Here is a 19657-nt window from a genome sequence, read left to right on the forward strand (position 1 = left end):
CGTCGGGCTGGATCGAGGGACGTCGCGCGACATGGCACCATAGCCCCATGACGACAGGGCAAAGCAAGAACGGCGTGCCGACCACGGTGGCATCCATTCCGCTCGTTGACCCGCATGCCCCCAAGGCGGATCCGTCGATCGGTGACCTGGTCAAGGACGCGACCGCGCAGGTGTCCACCCTGGTGCGGGCCGAAGTCGAGCTGGCCAAGGCCGAGATCACCCGCGACGTGAAGAAGGGCCTCACCGGCAGCGTCTTCTTCATCGCCGCGCTGGTGGTGCTGTTCTACTCGACGTTCTTTTTCTTCTTCTTCCTCGCCGAGCTGCTCGACGAGTGGCTGTGGCGCTGGGTGGCGTTCCTGATCGTCTTCGCCCTCATGGTGCTGACCACCGGAGCGCTGGCGCTGTTCGGCTACCTGAAGGTGCGGCGGATCCGCGGGCCGCGGCAGACCATCGAGACGGTCAAGGAGATCCCGGCCGCGCTGACGCCCGGACACGACAAGCCGGCTGAGCCGGCCCGCCCGGCGCCGGCCGACCCCTCGGGCTGGTAGATGCTCCCGCCCGATCCGTCGGTGGTGTACATCGACGGCCCGTGGCGTCATCTGCAGGTCCACGCGAACGGCATCCGCTTCCACGTGGTGGAGGCGCACACCGAGCAGCAGGACCACGCCGACCGTCCGCTGGTCATCCTGCTGCACGGCTTCGGCTCGTTCTGGTGGTCGTGGCGTCATCAGCTGCGCGGGTTGCCGGGCAACCCCCGGGTGGTCGCGGTCGATCTGCGCGGCTACGGCGGCAGTGACAAGCCACCGCGCGGCTATGACGGCTGGACGCTGGCGGGGGACACGGCCGGGCTGGTACGCGCGCTGGGACACCGCACCGCGACCCTGGTGGGGCACGCCGACGGCGGGTTGGTGTGCTGGGCCACCTCGGTGCTGCACCCTCGGGTGGTCAAAGCCATCGCCCTGGTCAGCTCACCGCATCCGGTGGCCTTGCGCGCATCGACGCTGACCCGGCGCGATCAGGGCCGGGCACTGCTGCCCTCGATGCTGAGCTATCAGCTGCCGTTCTGGCCTGAACGGGCGCTCACCCGCCGCGACGCGGCCGAGCTGGAACGACTGGTCCGCAGCAGGACCAGCGCGAAATGGCAAGGCTCCCAAGACTTCACCGAGACCATCGAGCATCTGCGCACGGCCGCCCAGATCCCCGGCGCCACCCATTGCGCCCTGGAGTATCAGCGGTGGGCGGTACGCAGCCAGTTGCGCGGAGAGGGTCGCCGGTTCATGCGGTCGATGAAACAGCCGCTGGCGATCCCCGTCCTGCACATGCGCGGCGACGCCGATCCGTACGTGCTGCCCGACGCGGTACACCGGACCCGGCGCTACGCACCGCACGGGCACTTCGCCTCGATCGACGGCGCCGGACATTTCGCGCACGAGGAAAGCCCGGATGCCGTCAACGCCCAACTGACCCGGTTCCTGGCGCAGGTTTACCCGGGTTAGGAGATGCAGGTGCCGGTGGGCACCGGCGCGGTGTTGCCCACCTTCAGGCGCTGCTGCAGCACTTCGTCAGCGGTGAGCACGAACCCGGTATCGGCGTCGTCCACCGCCGCACCGAACACCACGCCGAGCACCTTGCCGTCCGTGTCGATCATCGGTCCGCCCGAATTGCCTTGTTTGACAGTGCCTCTGATGGTGTAGACGGTTCGGTTCACCGTGGTGGTGTGGTAGATGTCGGGCCCGTTGAGTTCGATGGTCTCGCGGATGCGCGCCGGCGTGGCGGTGAACTCGCCGCCACCGGGATACCCCATCACCACGGCGTTTGTTCCCGGTTTGGCCTCGGCGTCATGGAACAACAGCGGCGGCGCGGGCAGGTCGGGCACCGCGAGGATGGAGATGTCCTCGTTCGGGTCATAGGACACGACGGTGGCGTCATAGGTTTTGCCGTCCGCCTCGACCGTGACGGTCTCGGCGCCGGCCACCACGTGCGCATTCGACATCACCCGGTTCGGGGCGACGACGAAACCGCTTCCCTCGAGCACCTTTTGGCAGCTGGGCGCGACCCCACGGATCTTGACCACGCTGCCCTTGGCCGCCGCGACCGCCGGCGAGTTGATCAGCGCCTCATCCGGAGCGTCGACGGCGACGATCGGAGTGCGCCCGAACGGCGGCAGGAGATCGGGCAGACCGGAGGTGTCGAGCAGGTTGGCCAGCCGGGTGGGCACCTTGCGCATCCACTCCGGTGCGAGCTCGTTCACCTCGGTGAGCACCCGCGATCCGCGGACCGCGGCGCTGAGACCGGGCTGGTTCGACGTGGTCAGCGGCGCGGCCAGCAGCCACGCGGCCAGCAGCACCGCGACCAGCTGAAGCGCCGCGCCCACCAGCGAGTCCACGCCGCGCAACAACCGGTTGCGGATGGCGCCACGCACCGCGCGGCCGAGCACCACGCCGGCGATCTCACCGATCACCACCAACGCCAGGATGAGGAACAGCGTCGCGAACAATCGGGTGCGCGGGCCGTCGATATGGCTGACGATGTGCGGCGCCAGCAGCACCCCGGCGACGGCACCGAGCGCCACGCCCACGAGCGACAGCACCGAGCCGAGGGCACCGGAGCGCAATCCGGACAGCGCGGCGACGCAGGCGAAGGCGAGGATGACGAGGTCAAGCCACTGAGACGAGGTCATTGTTGCTCTACACCGTACTGGCTGGCCCGCCCAACCAGCGCCATTGCCTCGTCGAGTTCGCGCACGTCGTCGGCGTCCCACGGCTGAGCCCAGCCCGCGACATCCAGGATCGCGGAGATGACCTGCCCCGTGAATCCCCACACCAACATCTGGTTCAACAGGAACGCCGGGCCGGCGAAGCGCCGGGTGTTCTGCTGCCGGTAGACCATCAGCCGGTTCTCCGGATTGACGAACGCGCGCACCGGGACCCGCGCCACGATCGCCGTCTCTGCGGGGTCGACGACCGCGACCGGGCCCGGATCCCGGGAGTAGGCCAGCACCGGTACGACGTGAAAGCCCGACGGCGGGATGAACATTCGGTCCAGGGTGGCCAGCGGGGTCAGCCTGGTGGTGTCCACGCCGGTTTCCTCGGTGGCCTCGCGCAGCGCGGTGCCCACCGGGCCGCCGTCCCCGGGATCGGCGGCTCCACCGGGGAAGGCGGCCTGGCCCGAGTGGTTGCGCAGGGTGGCGGCGCGGACCGTGACCAGGAGGTCGGCGTCGGGCGGCAGCGCCCCGGCGGGCGCGTCCGGGGAACCGGAGAACAGCACCAGTACCGCGGCGTCGCGGTTGGTGCCCGACCGGGTGGCCGTGGTGTTGGCCTCCGCGATCGCGGCGAGCACATCGTCGGGCACCCGGCTTCGGTAGGCGTCGGGCACCTGGTGGATGTCAGCGACCAGCTTGCGCAGCCACGGCGGGGCCGACTCCGGCTGCACGCCGGCGTTCCGGCCGGCATCGAGCGTGCTCATCCCGGCACTCCTATCGATGGATTCACCGCCGCGGCGATGGCGTCGGCGTCGGTGAACGGCCGGGGCAGGATTTCGGCCACGCTACCGTCCGCACGCAGCACCACCGTCGCAGGCATCACGTTGGGCACCTTGAGGGCGGCGGCGACGCGACGCCGCCCGTCCTGCAGCATCGGCAGCCGCACACCGAGTTCGGCCAGGCGCAGCAGCCCGGCCGACTCGTTCTCGTCCTGGTGCACGGTCACGACCGTCACCGAGGACCCCATCCGACGCTGATATTCGGCCATCGCCGGGAGTTCGTCGGTGCACGGTCCACACCAGTAGGCCCACAGGTTGAGCACCACCGGCCGACCGGCGAGTGCGGCCGCGACGTCGACGGGCGCTCCGTCGCCCGCGCATTCCAGCGTGATGCCGCGCAGAGCGGGCGGCCCGGGCTGGCCGGTATCGGACGGGCAGGGCGGCAGGTCGGCCTCGGCCCGCGGCTGGCGCAGTGCCTCCGCAGTGTCGGCGTCGCGATGATCGCGCGCGGTGGGGGCGCCTGGCGGTGCCGCGGACTCGGGCTGTTCGGTGCCGATCTCCCGCCACAACCCGACGGCGAGCGCCGCGAAGATGATCAACACCACCGCGGTCCAACGGGCGGATCTGCTCACAGGCCGGCGAGGGCCAGCAGGTGTTCGGTCTCCGGGCCTTTGACCAAGGCGGCCGCCGTCGCGGGATCGGTGGGGCCTTCACCGAACGACGGACAGTCCTTGGCCAGCACGCACACCCCGCACGCCGGTCGGCGGGCATGGCAGACCCGGCGACCGTGGAAGATCACGCGGTGGCTCAGCAGCGTCCACTCCTTACGCTCGATGAGCGCGCCGACGATGTGCTCGACCTTCACCGGGTCCTGCTCGGCGGTCCAGCGCCAGCGACGCACCAGCCGGCCGAAATGGGTGTCGACGGTGATCCCGGGGATGTCGAAGGCGTTGCCCAACACCACGTTGGCGGTCTTTCGGCCGACGCCGGGCAGCGTCACCAGTTCCTCCAGGGTCGCAGGTACCTCACCGTCGAACCGGGCCTCCAATTCCTGACCGAGGTTGATCAGCGAGTTGGCCTTGTTGCGATAGAAGCCGGTGGGCCGGATGAGCTCCTCCAGTTCGGTGCGGTCGGCCTGGGCGTAGTCGAGCGCGGTGCGGTACTTCTGGAACAACGCGGGGGTGGTGAGGTTGACGCGCTTGTCGGTGCACTGTGCCGACAAGATCGTCGCGACGATCAGTTCCAGTGGCGTGGTGAAATCCAGTTCGCAGTAGACGTGCGGAAAGGCCGTGGCCAGCGTGCGGTTCATCCGGCGGGCCCGGCGGACCAGGCCGAGATGGGTCTCGGTGTCCCATTTGGCGGACCGCTTGGCTGCCGATTTGCTCCCGGCGGTGCGAACGCTCACCGGATCAGCGTACTGACGTGCACTGGTGGTCGGCTGACCCGACGGGACGCAGCGACCCGCACTGCTGTGCTGACCGGTGACAAAACGTGATCTGGCTGAGACCTTCACCGTGTTTACTCATCACTCGTGTCGTGGTTGCTGGTCGCGTTCGTTCCGGGGTTGCTGATGTTGGCAACCTTCGGTCTGGACCGCTTGGAAGCCGGGCTGCGCGAGGAGAATCCGGCGCCACGAACCAAGGGCAATTTGCTGGACCGGGTACCGGCACCGCGCCCCATACCGGTGGAGCCCCCCGGCCTGCCGACCCGGATATACCCTCCGACGGGACTGAATCCGCAGTTTCCGGCGACTCGCCAGGCCAATCGTGTGTAGCGTTGGCACGTCGCGGAGTGGCCAACAACTAGACTGAATGCGCTCACCAGCCTGCGTTGGCCGGCGCGCGTCATATCACCGAATTAGCTTAAGAGGGGCAACGTGGACGAGATCCTGGCCAGGGCCGGAATCTTCCAAGGAGTCGAACCCACTGCGGTCGCGGCACTGACCAAACAGCTGCAGCCCGTCGACTTCCCGCGCGGACACACCGTGTTCGCCGAGGGCGAGCCCGGCGACCGGCTGTACATCATCACGTCCGGCAAGGTGAAGATCGGCCGCCGCTCACCCGACGGTCGGGAGAACCTGCTGACCATCATGGGTCCGTCGGACATGTTCGGTGAGCTCTCGATCTTCGACCCGGGTCCGCGGACGTCCAGCGCCACCACCATCACCGAGGTGCGCGCGGTGTCGATGGACCGTGAGGCGTTGCGCGCCTGGATCGCCGACCGCCCCGAGATCGCCGAGCAGCTGCTGCGGGTGTTGGCCCGCCGCCTGCGCCGCACCAACAACAACCTCGCCGACCTGATCTTCACCGATGTGCCCGGCCGGGTGGCTAAGCAGCTGCTGCAGCTTGCGCAGCGGTTCGGCACCCAGGAGGGCGGCGCGCTGCGTGTCACCCACGATCTGACCCAGGAGGAGATCGCCCAGCTGGTCGGTGCCTCCCGCGAGACCGTCAACAAGGCGCTGGCCGATTTCGCCCACCGCGGCTGGATCCGGCTGGAGGGCAAGAGCGTGCTGATCAGTGACAGCGAACGCCTGGCGAGGCGAGCGCGATAACTGCGATGTGTGGAGTGCCAACCGTAACCGTTACGGGTAGCACTCCACAGGTCACGCTCTGAGGTAGTCCAGCTGCGCCTGGGTCGACTTCTCAGCCGCCTCCCACAGCGTGGTGTCGACGTCGGTGTAGACGTGCTCCACGATCTGCCGCGCGGTGGCGTCCTCCCCCAGCACCCGCAGCGCCGCCCGTACCTGGTTCAACCGGTCTTCGCGATGAGCCAGGTAAGCCGCACTCACCGCGGCCAGATCGTCGAGCTCCGGACCGTGACCGGGCAGCACTGTCCGGTGGCCCAGTCCCTGCAGCCGGCGCAGTGAATCCAGGTAGGCGCCCAGGCTGCCGTCTTCGTTGTCGATGACGGTCGTGCCGCGGCCCAACACGGTGTCCGCGGTCAGCACGGCGCCTCTCCCGCCGCCGGCGTCGTCGACAAGAAATGACAGCGAGTCGCTGGTGTGCCCGGGTGTGGCCATGACCGTGATCCGCAGGCCCGCGGCGTCGATCACCTCACCGTCGGTCAGCGGCCCACCCAGCCCGCGCAGGAAACCGCTGCCCACCGCGCGCACCACGGCGCCGGTGCGCTCGACGATCGCGTCGATACCGCCGGTGTGATCCTCGTGTTTGTGGCTGATGAGCACCAGCGGAATCTTCCCGAGGTCAGCCAGCCGGCCGATATGGTCGGCGTCGTCGGGACCGGGGTCGACGATCACCATCTCGTCGCTGCCCGGCCCGCGCAGCACCCAGGTGTTGGTGCCGTCCAGCGTCATGATCCCGGGGTTGTCGCACAGCAGCACCGAGGCCGTGTCCGTCACCGGCCGCAGCACTCCGTACGCGGGATGGGTCATGACGCGCTACGCAACCTCTCAGTTGATGCTCGGTCGCTTACGCGACCTCGACGATAATCTCGACCTCGACCGGCGCATTGCGCGGTAATTCGGACACGCCGACGGCCGACCGGGCGTGGGCTCCGGCGTCGCCGAACACCTCGCCGAACAGCTCGGAGGCACCGTTGACGACCGCCGGCTGACCGCCGAAACCCGGTGCGGACGCGACGAACCCGACGACCTTGACCACCTTGACCACCGCGTCGATGCCGACCAGCGAGTGCACCGCGGCCAGCGCGTTGAGACCACAGACCCGGGCCAGCTCGTTGGCCCGCTCGGGGGTGACCTCGGCACCGACCTTGCCGGTGGCCAGCAGCTCACCGTCGGCGATGGGCAGCTGCCCCGCGGTGTAGACCAGATTGCCGGTGCGGGTCGCGGGCACATAGGCCGCCAGCGGAGCGACGACGGCCGGCAACTCGATGCCGAGCTCGGCCAGTCGGGCGGACCAGCCGCTCACTTCGGCCGCTTGAGGTACGCCACGTGCTGCTCGCCGGTGGGCCCGGGCAGCACCGACACCAGCTCCCAACCGTCGGCGCCCCACTGGTCCAGGATCTGCTTGGTGGCATGGGTCAGCAACGGGATGGTGGCGTATTCCCACTTTTTCGCTTCGCTCACGCCGCCCACCTTGTCAGTTCGCTCATGCAGCAGAGCTTATCCGGAGCGCATCGGCTCACAGTTAGCATGCACTGGTGGACCCTGCACCCAACCCGGTCGGCTGGCCAGTTCGCCTGACCGAGGCCCGCCTGCATTTCGTGTCGGGCAAGGGCGGTACCGGCAAATCGACCGTCGCCGCCGCGCTGGCGCTGGCCCTGGCCTCGGGCGGACGCAAGGTGCTGCTGGTGGAGGTGGAGGGACGCCAGGGCATCGCCCAACTGTTCGACGTGCCACCGCTGCCGTATGAAGAGGTCAAGGTCGCCACCGCCGAGGGCGGCGGTCAGGTCAACGCCCTGGCCATCGACACCGAAGCTGCGTTCCTCGAATACCTCGACATGTTCTACAACCTGGGCATCGCCGGCCGAGCGATGCGCCGCATCGGCGCCGTCGAGTTCGCCACCACGATCGCCCCCGGCCTACGCGACGTGCTGCTCACCGGCAAGATCAAAGAAATCGTGGTGCGCGGAAACAAGCCGGCCAAGTCCGGGCAGACCGTGTACGACGCCATCGTCGTCGACGCGCCGCCGACGGGCCGGATCTCCCGCTTCCTCGACGTCACCAAGGCGGTGTCCGAGCTGGCCAAGGGCGGCCCGGTGCACTCCCAAGCCGAGGGGGTGGTCAAGATCCTGCACTCACCCCTGACCGCGGTGCATCTGGTGACGCTGCTGGAGGCCTTGCCGGTCCAGGAAACCCTGGAGGCGATCGAGGAGTTGCGTGAACTGGAGCTGCCGATCGGCAGTGTCATCGTCAACCGCAACATCCCGACCTACTTGCCCGCCGACGCGCTCGGCAAGGCCACCGAAGGCGACATCGACGCCGACGCGGTCCGGGCGGGATTGGAGAAGGTGGGAATCACGTTGTCCGACAGCGATTTTGCGGGCTTGCTCACCGAATCGATCCAGCATGCCACGTTGATCGCCGCCCGCGCGGAGAGCGCCGAGCAGCTGCAGCAGCTCGATGTCGCCCGCCTGGACCTGCCGACCATCTCCGACGGCGTGGACCTCGGCAGCCTCTACGAGCTGGCCGAGGCGCTCGCCCAGCAGGGAGTGAGGTAACGACCATGAGCACCACACCCCCCACGCTCAACCTGAGCGCCATCCTGACCGACACGTCCAACCGTGTCGTGGTGTGTTGCGGCGCAGGCGGTGTCGGCAAGACCACCACGGCCGCGGCGATGGCGCTGCGCGCCGCTGAGTACGGCCGCACGGTGGTGGTGCTGACCATCGATCCGGCCAAGCGCCTGGCGCAGGCCCTGGGCATCGAAAGCCTGGGCAACACCCCGCAGCGGGTACCACTGGCACCGGAGGTCCCTGGCGAACTGCACGCCATGATGCTGGATATGCGGCGCACCTTCGACGAGATGGTGCTGCAGTACTCCGGTACCGACCGCGCGGACGCGATTCTGGAGAACCAGTTCTACCAAACGGTGGCCACCTCACTGGCCGGCACGCAGGAGTACATGGCGATGGAGAAACTCGGCCAACTGCTGGCCGAGGACAAGTGGGATCTGGTGGTGGTCGACACGCCGCCGTCCCGCAATGCCCTGGACTTCCTGGATGCCCCGAAGCGGCTCGGCAGCTTCATGGACAGCCGGCTGTGGCGGCTGCTGCTCGCGCCGGGCCGCGGCATCGGCCGCATCGTGACGGGCGCGGTGGGACTGGCCATGAAGGGCATGTCGACCGTCCTGGGATCTCAGATGCTCTCGGATGCGGCCGGATTCGTGCAATCGCTGGACGCCACCTTCGGCGGTTTCCGGGAGAAGGCTGACCGCACCTATGAGCTGCTGAAGCGCAGGGGCACCCAATTCGTGGTGGTCTCGGCCGCCGAACCGGATGCGCTGCGCGAGGCGTCGTTCTTCATCGACCGGCTGTCCCAGGAGAACATGCCGCTGGCCGGCATGATCCTCAACCGCACCCATCCGACGCTCAGCAGTCTGCCCGGGGAGAAGGCCGAGGTGGCGGCCGACCAGTTGGATGCACAGGCGCCGGGCGGACTGGCCGCGGCGGTGCTGCGGATCCACGCGGCCCGAGCGACCACCGCCAAGCGGGAGGTACGACTGCTGGGCCGGTTCACCGGCGCCAATCCGCATGTCGCGATCGTCGGGGTGCCGTCGTTACCGTTCGACGTCTCCGACTTGGACGCGCTGCGGGCGATCGGCGATCAGCTGACAGGTGTCGGCGAATCCGCGTGAGAAAAGCGTTTACCCCGCGAAACGCGGGGTAAACGGCAAAACGGTGGAGAGGGTCAGACGGCGCTGCGGTGCTTGCGCTGGGCGGCGAAGAAATCGGCCCAGGACACCACCTCGGGATGCTGCTTGAGCAGGGCTCGGCGCTGACGCTCGGTCATCCCGCCCCACACCCCGAATTCGACCCGGTTGTCCAGCGCATCGGCGCCGCACTCGGCGATCACCGGGCAGTGCCTGCAGATCACCGCGGCCTTACGCTGGGCGGCGCCGCGGACGAACAGCTCGTCCGGGTCCGCCTGCCGGCAGCGGGCCTGGGATACCCACGCGATGCGGGCTTCGGCCTCGGCACTGTGTGTGGCACTGGCGGGTTGCTGGCCCGTACCCGTGTGGCGTATTGCAGTCGACGGAACTGACATCAGCAACCCTTTCGCTCCGGCCGGCGAGATCACTAGTGCGATCTACGCCACATTGCGTCCAATAGTGTTACCTGAATCGCACTGTGTGTCCAAGCTAGGTGGTCAGAGGGGTTTTACGCAACAGTCAGATCACGATTTTTTGGGACGGGCGTGCCGCCGGGCCGCCCGTCGTACAAACGCACCGCTCGGAGGCCCTGCCAGGAAGGTCTGGTTAGTCTGTTACCCATGCCCGAGCAGCACACCGTGCGCCCACCCGTTGCGGTGACGCTCATCAAGCTCGCATGGTGCTGCTTGCTGGCCAGTGTGATCGCGGCCGGATTGATGTTCCCCGCAGTCGGCGGTCTCGGCCTGATGTCCAACCGCGCCTCCGACGTCGTCGCCAACGGGTCCGCGCAGCTCGTGGAGGGTGAGGTGCCGGCCGTCTCGACGATGACCGATGCCCGCGGCAACCCCATCGCCTGGCTGTACACCCAGCGCCGGTTCGAGGTGCCCAGCGACCAAATCGCCAACACCATGAAGCTGGCCATCGTGTCCATCGAGGACAAGCGGTTCGCCGAACACAACGGCGTGGACTGGAAGGGCACGCTGACCGGCCTGGCCGGATATGCCTCCGGCGATGTGGACACCCGCGGCGGGTCGACGCTGGAACAGCAGTACGTGAAGAACTACCAACTGCTGGTGATCGCGCAGACCGACGCCGAGAAGCGCGCCGCCATCGAGACCACGCCGGCCAGGAAACTGCGCGAGATCCGGATGGCGCTGACCCTGGACAAGACGTTCACCAAGCCGGAGATCCTGACCCGCTACCTGAACCTGGTGTCGTTCGGCAACGGTGCGTTCGGCATCCAGGATGCCGCGCAAACGTACTTCGGGATCAACGCCTCCGAGCTGAACTGGCAGCAGGCCGCCCTGCTGGCAGGCATGGTGCAGTCGACCAGCGCCCTCAATCCGTACACCAACCCCGATGGCGCACTGGCCCGGCGGAACCTGGTGCTGGACACCATGATCGAGAACATCCCGCAGGAGGCCGACGCGTTGCGGGCCGCCAAACAGCAGCCGCTGGGCATCCTGCCGCAGCCCAACGAACTGCCCCGCGGGTGTATCGCCGCCGGGGATCGGGCCTTCTTCTGCGACTACGTGCTCGATTACCTGGCCCGCGCCGGGATCAGCAAGGAGCAGGTGGCCAAGGGCGGCTACCTGATCCGCACGACGCTGGATCCCGATGTCCAGGCCGACGTCAAATCGGCCGTCAACAGCATCGCGGCCCCCGATCTCACCGGCGTCGCCAGCGTGATGAGCGTCATCAAGCCCGGTAAGACCGCCCATCCGGTGGTGGCGATGGCCAGCAACCGCACCTACGGCTTGAACACCGATGCCGGTGAAACCATGCAGCCGCAGCCGTTCTCGCTCGTCGGTGACGGCGCCGGCTCGATCTTCAAACTGTTCACCACCGCCGCGGCGATGGATATGGGTATGGGCATCAACGCCACCCTGGACGCCCCGGCCAGGTTCGAGGCCAAGGGGTTGGGCAGCGGCGGCGCCAAGGGCTGCCCACCGGCCACCTGGTGCGTCCAGAATGCCGGCAACTACCGCGGCCAGATGAGTGTCACCGACGCGCTGGCCACCTCGCCGAACACCGCCTTCGCCAAGCTGATCAGCCAGGTCGGCGTGCAGCGCACCGTGGACATGGCCGTGAAACTGGGCCTGCGGTCCTATGCGCTGCCCGGCACCGCGCGGGACTACGACCCCGAGAGCAACGAGAGCCTGGCCGACTTCATCAAACGGCAGAACCTCGGATCCTTCACCCTCGGCCCCGTCGAGGTGAACGCGCTCGAGCTGTCGAATGTGGCGGCGACGCTGGCCTCGTCGGGCACCTGGTGCCCGCCCAACCCGGTCGACAAGGTCTTCGACCGGCACGGCCAGGAGGTGGCGGTCACCACCGAGACCTGCGAGCAGGTAGTGCCGGAGGGGCTGGCCAACACCCTGGCGACCGCCATGAGCCACGACGCCACCAGTGGCGGCACCGCCTCCGGCTCCGCCGGATCGGTCGGCTGGAACCTGCCGGTATCGGGTAAGACCGGGACCACCGAAGCGCACCGCTCGTCCGGGTTCCTCGGGTTCACCAGTGCCTTCGCCGCCGCGAACTACATCTACGACGATTCCAGCACCCCCGGTGATCTGTGCTCGTTTCCGCTGCGCCAGTGCAGCTCCGGTGACCTCTACGGCGGTAACGAGCCGGCGCGCACCTGGTTCACCGCGATGAAGCCGATCACCCCCGACACGGTGCAACTGCCGCCGACCGATCCCCGTTATGTCGAGGGCGGCCCCGGTTCGAAGGTGCCCAGCGTCGCAGGCATGACCGTGGACGCCGCGCGTCAGCGCCTCAAGGACGCCGGCTTCCAGGTTGCCGACCAGGCCACCTCGGTGAACAGCGTGTCCCCCGCCGGCACCGTGGTGGGGACCTCGCCGACCGGGCAGACCATTCCGGGTTCGATCATCACCATCCAGACCAGCAACGGCATCCCGCCGCCACCGCCGCCCCCGCCGATCGGCATCCCGGGGCTGGACCCGAATGCACCGCCGCCACAGGTGGGCTCGACGGTCATCGAGATCCCCGGCCTGCCGCCGATCACGGTGCCGGTGCTGGGGCCGCCGCCACCACCGCCCCCGCCGTGATCACAGGTGATACCCAGGCCCTGGTGCGCCGGTGGCAGTAGTCTTTTGACATGCCGTACGTGAAGAACACCGCCGCCGTCGCTGCCGGGACCCTGGCCGCCGGCATCGGTTATGCGTCGCTGATCGAGCGCAACGCCTTCGCGCTGCGGGAGTACACCATGCCGGTGCTCTCTCCTGGCTCCACACCGCTGCGTGTGCTGCACCTCAGTGATCTGCACATGCTGCCCCGGCAGCGCCGCAAGCAGGCGTGGGTGCGCGAGTTGGCGGCGCTGGAACCGGATTTCGTGGTCAACACCGGCGACAACCTGTCCCATCCACGGTCAGTCCCGGCCGTCGTGCAGGCGCTCGGCGATCTGCTGTCGGTGCCCGGGGTGTTCGTGTTCGGCAGCAACGACTATTTCGCCCCACGCCCGAAGAACCCGGCGAACTATCTGTTCAGGAAGCACAAGCGCATCCATGGCGCCCCGCTGCCCTGGCAGGATCTGCGTGCCGCGTTCACCGAGCGCGGCTGGTTGGACATGACCCACACCCGCCGCGAATTCGACGTGGCCGGACTGCGCATCGCCGCCGCCGGGGTGGACGACCCGCACCTGCATCGCGACCGCTACGACACCATCGCCGGCGCGGCCAGCCCGGCGGCGAACCTGCGGCTGGGCGTCACCCACTCACCCGAACCCCGGGTGCTGGACCGGTTCGCCGCGGACGGCTATCAGCTGGTCATGGCCGGGCACACCCACGGCGGTCAGCTGTGCCTGCCGTTCTACGGCGCCGTCGTCACCAACTGCGACCTGGACCGCTCCCGGGTGAAGGGTCCGTCGCAGTGGGGTGCCGATATGAAGCTGCACGTGTCGGCGGGCCTGGGCACCTCCCCGTATGCGCCGGTGCGGTTCTGCTGCCGGCCGGAGGCCACCCTGCTGACGCTGGTTGCCGCGCCGACCGGCGGGCCGGCCGTAGGCGCCAGGGCCGGGCAGGCGCACCCGACCGTCACGGCCCGGTGAACGCCGGGACGTTCAGCGACCGGAACCGACCGCGGGCGTGGGTGGACAACGCCGTCCGGCTGATCGAGGCCGACGCGCGCCGCAGCGCCGACACGCACCTGCTGCGCTATCCGCTGCCCGATGCGTGGGCCGGCGGAGTGGACGTGCAGCTGTACCTCAAGGACGAGTCCACACATATCACCGGCAGCCTCAAACACCGGTTGGCGCGTTCGCTGTTCCTGTACGCGTTGTGCAACGGGTGGATCGGTGAGCACACCACCGTCATCGAGGCGTCGTCCGGTTCGACCGCGGTCTCCGAGGCCTACTTCGCCGCATTGCTGGGACTGCCGTTCGTCGCGGTGATGCCGCACTCGACCAGCGCCAGCAAGGTGAAGCTGATCGAATCACAAGGCGGCCGTTGCCATTTCGTGGCGAAGTCGGCCCAGGTGTACGCGGAGGCCGAGCGGCTGGCGGTGGAAACGGGTGGTCACTACCTGGACCAGTTCACCAACGCCGAACGGGCCACCGACTGGCGCGGCAACAACAACATCGCCGAGTCGATCTTCGACCAGATGCGGGACGAGGCTCACCCGGTACCCGAGTGGGTGGTGGTCGGTGCGGGCACCGGCGGGACCAGCGCGACCATCGGCCGCTACCTGCGCTATCGCCGCCACCCCACCCGGCTGTGCGTCGTGGACCCGGAGAATTCGGCGTTCTACCCCGCCTACTCGCAGGGGTGCGCCGATATCGAGACCGGCGAATCGTCGCGGATCGAAGGCATCGGCAGGCCGCGGGTCGAACCGTCGTTCCTACCGGCCGTGGTCGATCGGATGATTCCGGTGCCCGACGCCGCGTCGGTGGCGGCGGCGCGGCACGTCAGCACGGTGCTGGGCCGGCGGGTGGGACCGTCGACGGGCACCAACGTGTGGGGCGCCTTCGGTCTGCTGGCCGAGATGATTGCCCAAGGCCGTAGTGGATCGGTGGTCACGTTGCTCGCCGACAGCGGCGACCGCTACGCCGACACCTACTTCGACGACGAGTGGGTGAGCAGCCAGGGGCTGGATCCGTCCGGCCCGGCGTCGGCGCTCATCGAATTCGAACGGTCCGGTACGTGGCCCCGACTCTCGGCGCCCTGAGCCTCGGCGCGGCCGGTCATGAAGAGCCACAACGCGGCGACGGCGAAGAACCCGATGTAGATCATGGCGCCCAGTCCGGTCATTTCTGCCTCACTCCGTCGAATCGATGTGAAATCGATCAGGCCGTTCCGGCCTTCAGAACCTTCAACGCAGCCGATGCTCTAATTCTTTCGTAATCTTGGCAGCGATATACGTCGCGACACGGACGCCGCGCCCGCCGCGGATGGCTACCGTGCGGATATGGGCGCCGAACTCCGCACTCCCAGTGTGTGGCTGCCGGCGCTCGTCACCGCACTGATCCAGCTGGCCGGCACGCTCGGCACCCGTCGGCGGTTCCCCGGGCTCGCCGCGGTGCCGTTGCCGCCGTACGCGGTGGTGCTGCTGCTGGCCGGTCCGGTGCTGCTGCTGGCCCGGCGCCGTTATCCGCTTCCGGTGCTGGCGGGCGTCCTTGCCGTGACCCTCGCCTACCTGCACGCGACGCACCGGCCGGGACCGGTGCTGCTGGCCCTGGTCATCGCGTTCCTCACCGCCGCGTCGACGGGGGCGCGCTGGCACACCTATCCGCTGCCGTTCATCGGCTGGGCGCTGTTCGTGTGGTGGCGGTCCCCGCCCGTCGAGGCCGCGGGCGCGCTGGGCGCCTGGATGCTGGTCCTGCTGGCCATCGCCGAGGGCATCCGGCAACGCCGGGTCAGCCTGGAGGCCGGTCGTCAGCGCCGCGCGGCCATGGAACGCGACGCCGCCTCGCAGGCCCGGTTGACCATCGCGCGCGAGTTACATGACGTGCTGGCACACAGCCTGTCCATGATCAACGTGCAGTCAGCAGTGGCCCTTGAGCTGCTCGACACGCAACCCGAACGGGCCGGCCCCGCCTTGTCCGCGATCAAAGAGGCCAGCAGGCAAGCGATTTCGGATGTGCACGCACTGGTGGCCGCCCTGCGGACCGAATCCGGGGAGCCCACCGCACCGACCCCCGGCCTCGCCGACCTGGACGCTCTGGTGAGTTTCACCAGGGCCACCGGACTGACGGTGACCACGAGCGTGCGCGGACAACCACGCCCCGTGCCCGCAGTGATCGACAGCGCCGCCGCCCGCATCGTGCAGGAGTCGCTGACCAATGTGGTGCGCCACTCCACCGCGATCGCGGCGACGGTCACCATCGGCTACGGCGACGACGAGGTCGAGGTGACGGTCGACGACGACGGCCGTCCAGCACACGGTCCCACCACCGGTGGCAGCGGGATCGCCGGGATGCGGGAACGGGCGCACGCACTGGGCGGGTCGCTGTCGGCGCAGCGGCTGCCCGCCGGCGGGTTCCGCGTGCGTGCCGTGCTGCCGGTCGGCGGTGCGGTGTGATCCGGGTGCTGGTGGCCGACGACCAGGTGCTGGTGCGGGCCGGGTTCGTCGCGCTGTTGGACGCCCAGCCCGATATCGAGGTGGCCGGGGAGGCCGCGACCGGGACGGTGGCGGTGGAGTCGACCCGCAGGCTGCAGCCCGATGTGGTGTTGATGGACATCCGGATGCCGGACCTGGACGGGTTGCGCGCCACCCGTGCGATCACCGCCGACCCCGCCCTCACCGGCGTGCGGGTGGTGGTGCTGACCACCTTCGAGCTGGACGAGTACGTGTTCGAGGCGATGCGGGCCGGCGCCAGCGGTTTCCTGGTGAAGCACAGTGAGCCCAGCGAACTGGTGCGGGCGGTGCGGGTGGTCACCGAGGGTGACGCGCTGCTGTCGCCGTCGGTGACGCGCCGGTTGATGGCCGAGTTCGCGTCCCGCGCCAAACCGCCGGCCGCGGTGTCCCTTCCCGACCTCACCGCACGGGAACGGGAGGTGATGACCCTGGTCGCCGAGGGGCTGACCAACGCCGAGATCGGTGCCCGGCTGTTCATGAGCCCGGCCACCGCGCGGACCCATGTGAGCCGGATCCTGACCAAGCTGGGCGCCAGGGATCGCACCCAGCTGGTGGTGTTGGCCTACGAGAGCGGGCTGGTCCGGCCCGGGTGGCAGGGCTGAACGCTACGACTGGCGGCGTAGCGATTTCGACGCCGCACGGCCGATGCCTGCCGCGGCCTCGGCGAGCAGGCTGGACGCCATGAACCTCTACGAATACCTGCCTCAGACCATGACCTTCGTGGCCGACGACGGGCGCCGGTTCGGCGCCGTGGCGTTCCATCCGTGGTTCCTGCTGGCCCGGCTGATCGTGCTGGCCCTGGTGGTGACGGCGATCTGGCTGATCGCCCGGCGGTTGCAGGGCCGCAAGGGCGAGAACACCCTGCGCGACGTGTACGCCCGCGGTGAGGTCGGTGAGGCGGAGTACCGGGAGCGGCTGGCGGTGCTGCGCGCGACCAGACGGTAGCCGCGAAGGCCCACCTGAGCAGGCGTTTGGCTTCGCGGTGCCCCGGTGCGATACGCTGTCGGGGCTTCACGCGGGGTGTGGCGCAGCTTGGTAGCGTGCTTCGTTCGGGACGAAGAGGTCGTGGGTTCAAATCCCGCCACCCCGACAGAGTGAAAGCAGAAGCCCTGACCGGCCTGGCCGGTCAGGGCTTCTCGCATTGCGGGTAGGTTCGCGTCATCGAACGGCGGGCAGGCGGAGGTCGCTATGTGGAGGGCCAGATCGCTGGTCGGCGGCCAGGGCGACGAGCTCAAACGGCGGATGCTGTTCTTCTCCCTTGCCGCCCTGCTGTTCCTCTACGGCTTGGCGGCGCTCACCTCGTATCTGGTGGATGTCCCCCGCACCGACGGCCGGGGCGAACTGTTGGCCTGCGCCGCGGCGGCGCTGGGTCTGCTGCTGATCGCACGACCGCACCCGGGTGTCCGCCGACACGCGGTGACCATGGTGTGCCTTGTCGCCGCACCGATCCTGTCGCTGCTGTTCCATCGCGCGATCGAGGCCCAGGTGTGGTCGGTGGTACCGCTGATGTTCGCGGCGATCTTCATCCGAACCTGGTACCCGCCGGTGACCGCACGTATCGCCACGGCGGGGTTGATCGGCGCCGCCATCGGCGCCCTGCTGATCGCCCCTGTCGCGGTACCGGAGCTGTGGCTGGTCATCTACGCCGTCAGCATTCTGGGCGCTCAAGAGGTGTTCGGGATCATCACCTCGGCGCTCATCGAGGCCGCCTTCCGCGATCCGCTGACGTCGGTGTGGAATCGCACCGGTGTCGACGAACATGCCCGCCTACTCACCGAACACGCGCGGCGTACCCGAAAGCCGTTGGCCATCATGGTGTTCGACGTGGACGACTTCAAGATGGTGAACGACATGCACGGCCATCCGGCAGGTGACGCCGTGCTGGTCCAGGTGGCCGGGCAGCTGGCCGAGCGGGCGCCCGAACGCAGCGTCCTCGGCCGGATCGGTGGCGACGAATTCGTGGTGATCGTCGCCGGCCACGACCTGGCGAGCGCGCAGCGGCTGGCCGCTGAACTCGCGGCCGGGCACCAGGTGGCGGTCTCTTTCGGGGTCGCCGCCGGTGACCCCCGCTACGAGGACGTGCGAGCCCTGTTCGCCGGCGCCGATGACGACCTGTACCGGCGGAAACGGCTACGCCGGTGACAACGGCGGGTTTGCCCGCGACCGATTGTGGCCACCCTGAGTCGCATGGAACAACACCAGACGCCCCCTGCCACGCCAACGGATGCCACCCAGGCCACCACCGAGCAACGCGAACTGCAGGAACAGCTGGATCACCAGGCCGAGGACCCGGACGCGCCGGCCCGGTTCCAGAGCCGCCGCCAGATCGCCGACGAGACCTGAAGCGCTTAGTCTGACGGGGTGTTCGAGGCCGGCGACATCATCTCCGGCTTCGTCGTCGAAGCCCATCTCGGTGGCGGTGGGGCGGCCGACGTGTACCGCGTCCACCGCACGGGCGCTGCCCAGGTGTTTGCACTCAAAGTCATCCACACCGACGCCACTAACCGTGATCTTGCCCGGGAGCGGCTGACCCGCGAGTTCGCCATCGCCTCGACCCTGCATCACCCCCATATCGTGGCCACCTACGAGCACGGCGAAACCAGCTCCGTGCCACCGCAGCTGTGGATGGTCATGCAATATGTCGACGGTCCGTCGGCGTCGGTGTTGGTGCCGGCGGCGGGCCGCGACGCGGATGTCGAGGCCGTCGTCACGGTGGCCGGGCAGGTCGCCGGAGCCCTCGACTACGCGCACGCGATGGATGTCATCCACCGAGATGTCAAGCCCGCCAACATCTTGCTGTCCGCCGACCGTCGAAAGAGCTATCTCACCGACTTCGGCATCGCGCAACTCGCCGACGACGTGCGAACACTGGCCAGCAACGGCCGGGTGCAGGGCTCCATCGCCTACGCCGCGCCGGAACTGCTGCAGGGCCAGCAGCTCAGCGCTGCGACAGACCTTTATGCGTTGGCGTGCAGCATGTTCGAGTGGCTCACCGGAGCGCCGCCCTTTCCCCGCGGCACGGCGTTCGCCATCACCTACGCGCACCTGCGTGATCCGGTCCCCGCCATCACCGCGCGCCGGGCCTGGTTGCCCGGCTCGCTCAACGCGGTGTTCGCCAAGGCGCTCGCCAAAGACCCCGCCGCCCGCTACGAATCCTGCGCCCACTTCGTCGACATCGTCGCCCGCACGTTACGCGGCATCCCGCTACCGCAGCGCTCCTAGCCGCTCACCCGGCGACGGCGACCGCGCCGTGTAGCGCAATGTTTACATCGCTCGACTTTCGCGGCCAGCCC

22 protein-coding genes and 1 tRNA gene are annotated in these 19657 nt (G+C 68.7%); 15 read left to right on the top strand and 8 right to left on the bottom strand.

The genetic code is table 11. The features are described 5' to 3' along the window. Nucleotides 1-47 precede the first annotated feature (47 nt). Nucleotides 48-548 (top strand): phage holin family protein, encoded by a 501-nt coding sequence (locus tag SBI67_RS04040; protein WP_318979293.1) that lies wholly within the window; start codon nucleotides 48-50, stop codon nucleotides 546-548. Continuing rightward, nucleotides 549-1496 carry an alpha/beta fold hydrolase gene (locus tag SBI67_RS04045; RefSeq protein WP_318979294.1) on the top strand — a complete coding sequence of 316 codons (948 nt, stop codon included), beginning with the start codon at nucleotides 549-551 and terminating at the stop codon, nucleotides 1494-1496. It abuts the gene before it with no gap. On the opposite strand, the gene marP is transcribed toward SBI67_RS04045, so the two are convergent. The 4 genes from marP to nth are packed head-to-tail and all read right to left on the bottom strand — an operon-like array spanning nucleotide 1493 to nucleotide 4885. After that, nucleotides 1493-2680 carry an acid resistance serine protease MarP gene (gene marP / locus SBI67_RS04050; RefSeq protein WP_318979295.1) on the bottom strand — a complete coding sequence of 396 codons (1188 nt, stop codon included), beginning with the start codon at nucleotides 2678-2680 and terminating at the stop codon, nucleotides 1493-1495. The two genes, SBI67_RS04045 and marP, sit on opposite strands and share 4 nt — an antisense overlap. Next, nucleotides 2677-3465: an NUDIX hydrolase gene (locus tag SBI67_RS04055; RefSeq protein ID WP_318979296.1), complete on the bottom strand. Its 789-nt coding sequence runs from the start codon at nucleotides 3463-3465 to the stop codon at nucleotides 2677-2679. Before SBI67_RS04055 ends, marP begins: the two co-directional genes overlap by 4 nt. Continuing rightward, on the bottom strand, nucleotides 3462-4112 hold the full coding sequence (locus SBI67_RS04060) for a TlpA family protein disulfide reductase (protein ID WP_318979297.1): 651 nt from the start codon (nucleotides 4110-4112) through the stop codon (nucleotides 3462-3464). Before SBI67_RS04060 ends, SBI67_RS04055 begins: the two co-directional genes overlap by 4 nt. Continuing rightward, nucleotides 4109-4885: an endonuclease III gene (gene nth / locus SBI67_RS04065; protein WP_318979298.1), complete on the bottom strand. Its 777-nt coding sequence runs from the start codon at nucleotides 4883-4885 to the stop codon at nucleotides 4109-4111. The genes SBI67_RS04060 and nth overlap by 4 nt, the downstream gene beginning before the upstream one ends. A 471-nt stretch (nucleotides 4886-5356) precedes the next feature. On the opposite strand from nth, the gene crp reads away from it, so the two are divergent. Further along, a complete protein-coding gene (crp, locus tag SBI67_RS04070; protein WP_019510750.1) occupies nucleotides 5357-6031 on the top strand; it encodes a cAMP-activated global transcriptional regulator CRP in 675 nt (224 codons plus the stop codon). 51 nt (nucleotides 6032-6082) lie between these two features. Here the strand turns inward: crp and SBI67_RS04075 are convergent, their stop codons facing one another. Genes SBI67_RS04075 through sp36 form a run of 3 tightly spaced genes read right to left on the bottom strand, consistent with a single transcriptional unit; the run spans nucleotide 6083 to nucleotide 7525 of the window. Next, a complete protein-coding gene (locus SBI67_RS04075) occupies nucleotides 6083-6871 on the bottom strand; it encodes an MBL fold metallo-hydrolase (RefSeq protein ID WP_318979299.1) in 789 nt (262 codons plus the stop codon). Between the two features lie 37 nt (nucleotides 6872-6908). Beyond that, nucleotides 6909-7367, bottom strand: coding sequence for a RidA family protein (locus SBI67_RS04080; RefSeq protein ID WP_318979300.1), 459 nt, complete (start codon nucleotides 7365-7367; stop codon nucleotides 6909-6911). After that, nucleotides 7364-7525, bottom strand: a complete 162-nt coding sequence (gene sp36 / locus SBI67_RS04085) for a Sp36 family protein (protein ID WP_318979301.1) — start codon at nucleotides 7523-7525, stop codon at nucleotides 7364-7366. The genes SBI67_RS04080 and sp36 overlap by 4 nt, the downstream gene beginning before the upstream one ends. A 74-nt stretch (nucleotides 7526-7599) precedes the next feature. On the opposite strand from sp36, the gene bagA reads away from it, so the two are divergent. Continuing rightward, nucleotides 7600-8619: an ATPase BagA gene (bagA, locus tag SBI67_RS04090; protein WP_413232394.1), complete on the top strand. Its 1020-nt coding sequence runs from the start codon at nucleotides 7600-7602 to the stop codon at nucleotides 8617-8619. A 5-nt stretch (nucleotides 8620-8624) separates the two neighbouring features. Next, nucleotides 8625-9755, top strand: a complete 1131-nt coding sequence (bagB, locus tag SBI67_RS04095; RefSeq protein WP_318979302.1) for an ATPase BagB — start codon at nucleotides 8625-8627, stop codon at nucleotides 9753-9755. Nucleotides 9756-9808: 53 nt separating this feature from the next. On the opposite strand, the gene SBI67_RS04100 is transcribed toward bagB, so the two are convergent. Beyond that, the gene (locus SBI67_RS04100; RefSeq protein ID WP_318979303.1) at nucleotides 9809-10165 is read right to left on the bottom strand and encodes a WhiB family transcriptional regulator; all 357 of its coding nucleotides are present in this window, start codon (nucleotides 10163-10165) and stop codon (nucleotides 9809-9811) included. 225 nt (nucleotides 10166-10390) lie between these two features. Here SBI67_RS04100 and ponA2 point away from each other — a divergent pair, with 225 nt between their 5' ends. From ponA2 to SBI67_RS04150, 10 genes are all read left to right on the top strand, one after another. Next, nucleotides 10391-12841, top strand: coding sequence for a transglycosylase/D,D-transpeptidase PonA2 (ponA2, locus tag SBI67_RS04105; RefSeq protein WP_318979304.1), 2451 nt, complete (start codon nucleotides 10391-10393; stop codon nucleotides 12839-12841). A 50-nt stretch (nucleotides 12842-12891) separates the two neighbouring features. Continuing rightward, nucleotides 12892-13839, top strand: coding sequence for a metallophosphoesterase (locus tag SBI67_RS04110; RefSeq protein ID WP_318979305.1), 948 nt, complete (start codon nucleotides 12892-12894; stop codon nucleotides 13837-13839). After that, complete coding sequence (cds1, locus tag SBI67_RS04115) at nucleotides 13836-14954, top strand: L-cysteine desulfhydrase Cds1 (RefSeq protein WP_318979306.1); 1119 nt, start codon at nucleotides 13836-13838, stop codon at nucleotides 14952-14954. The genes SBI67_RS04110 and cds1 overlap by 4 nt, the downstream gene beginning before the upstream one ends. Before the next feature lie 240 nt (nucleotides 14955-15194). Next, the gene (locus SBI67_RS04120) at nucleotides 15195-16307 is read left to right on the top strand and encodes a sensor histidine kinase (RefSeq protein ID WP_318979307.1); all 1113 of its coding nucleotides are present in this window, start codon (nucleotides 15195-15197) and stop codon (nucleotides 16305-16307) included. Beyond that, nucleotides 16304-16966, top strand: a complete 663-nt coding sequence (locus tag SBI67_RS04125) for a response regulator (RefSeq protein WP_318979308.1) — start codon at nucleotides 16304-16306, stop codon at nucleotides 16964-16966. The genes SBI67_RS04120 and SBI67_RS04125 overlap by 4 nt, the downstream gene beginning before the upstream one ends. A gap of 79 nt (nucleotides 16967-17045) precedes the next feature. Further along, the gene (locus SBI67_RS04130) at nucleotides 17046-17309 is read left to right on the top strand and encodes an SHOCT domain-containing protein (RefSeq protein ID WP_201029569.1); all 264 of its coding nucleotides are present in this window, start codon (nucleotides 17046-17048) and stop codon (nucleotides 17307-17309) included. Between the two features lie 71 nt (nucleotides 17310-17380). Further along, nucleotides 17381-17454 (top strand) — tRNA-Pro (locus SBI67_RS04135). Between the two features lie 98 nt (nucleotides 17455-17552). Further along, nucleotides 17553-18506 (top strand): GGDEF domain-containing protein, encoded by a 954-nt coding sequence (locus SBI67_RS04140; protein WP_318979309.1) that lies wholly within the window; start codon nucleotides 17553-17555, stop codon nucleotides 18504-18506. Nucleotides 18507-18551: 45 nt separating this feature from the next. Continuing rightward, nucleotides 18552-18707, top strand: a complete 156-nt coding sequence (locus SBI67_RS04145) for a hypothetical protein (RefSeq protein WP_318979310.1) — start codon at nucleotides 18552-18554, stop codon at nucleotides 18705-18707. Between the two features lie 18 nt (nucleotides 18708-18725). Beyond that, nucleotides 18726-19586, top strand: coding sequence for a serine/threonine-protein kinase (locus tag SBI67_RS04150; RefSeq protein ID WP_318979311.1), 861 nt, complete (start codon nucleotides 18726-18728; stop codon nucleotides 19584-19586). The last annotated feature ends 71 nt before the right edge of the window (nucleotides 19587-19657 follow it).

The sequence above is a fragment of the Mycolicibacterium chengduense genome, assembly GCF_033741155.1.
GTDB lineage: Bacteria > Actinomycetota > Actinomycetes > Mycobacteriales > Mycobacteriaceae > Mycobacterium.

What these genes read in the sequence shown, in the direction of transcription:
- SBI67_RS04040 (WP_318979293.1), top strand. Translation starts at nt 48, where the DNA reads ATGACGACAGGGCAAAGCAAGAACGGCGTGCCGACCACGGTGGCATCC.
- SBI67_RS04045 (WP_318979294.1), top strand. Translation starts at nt 549, where the DNA reads ATGCTCCCGCCCGATCCGTCGGTGGTGTACATCGACGGCCCGTGGCGT.
- marP (WP_318979295.1), bottom strand. Translation starts at nt 2,680, where the DNA reads ATGACCTCGTCTCAGTGGCTTGACCTCGTCATCCTCGCCTTCGCCTGC.
- SBI67_RS04055 (WP_318979296.1), bottom strand. Translation starts at nt 3,465, where the DNA reads ATGAGCACGCTCGATGCCGGCCGGAACGCCGGCGTGCAGCCGGAGTCG.
- SBI67_RS04075 (WP_318979299.1), bottom strand. Translation starts at nt 6,871, where the DNA reads ATGACCCATCCCGCGTACGGAGTGCTGCGGCCGGTGACGGACACGGCC.
- bagB (WP_318979302.1), top strand. Translation starts at nt 8,625, where the DNA reads ATGAGCACCACACCCCCCACGCTCAACCTGAGCGCCATCCTGACCGAC.
- SBI67_RS04100 (WP_318979303.1), bottom strand. Translation starts at nt 10,165, where the DNA reads ATGTCAGTTCCGTCGACTGCAATACGCCACACGGGTACGGGCCAGCAA.
- ponA2 (WP_318979304.1), top strand. Translation starts at nt 10,391, where the DNA reads ATGCCCGAGCAGCACACCGTGCGCCCACCCGTTGCGGTGACGCTCATC.
- SBI67_RS04110 (WP_318979305.1), top strand. Translation starts at nt 12,892, where the DNA reads ATGCCGTACGTGAAGAACACCGCCGCCGTCGCTGCCGGGACCCTGGCC.
- SBI67_RS04120 (WP_318979307.1), top strand. Translation starts at nt 15,195, where the DNA reads ATGGGCGCCGAACTCCGCACTCCCAGTGTGTGGCTGCCGGCGCTCGTC.
- SBI67_RS04130 (WP_201029569.1), top strand. Translation starts at nt 17,046, where the DNA reads ATGAACCTCTACGAATACCTGCCTCAGACCATGACCTTCGTGGCCGAC.
- SBI67_RS04140 (WP_318979309.1), top strand. Translation starts at nt 17,553, where the DNA reads ATGTGGAGGGCCAGATCGCTGGTCGGCGGCCAGGGCGACGAGCTCAAA.
- SBI67_RS04145 (WP_318979310.1), top strand. Translation starts at nt 18,552, where the DNA reads ATGGAACAACACCAGACGCCCCCTGCCACGCCAACGGATGCCACCCAG.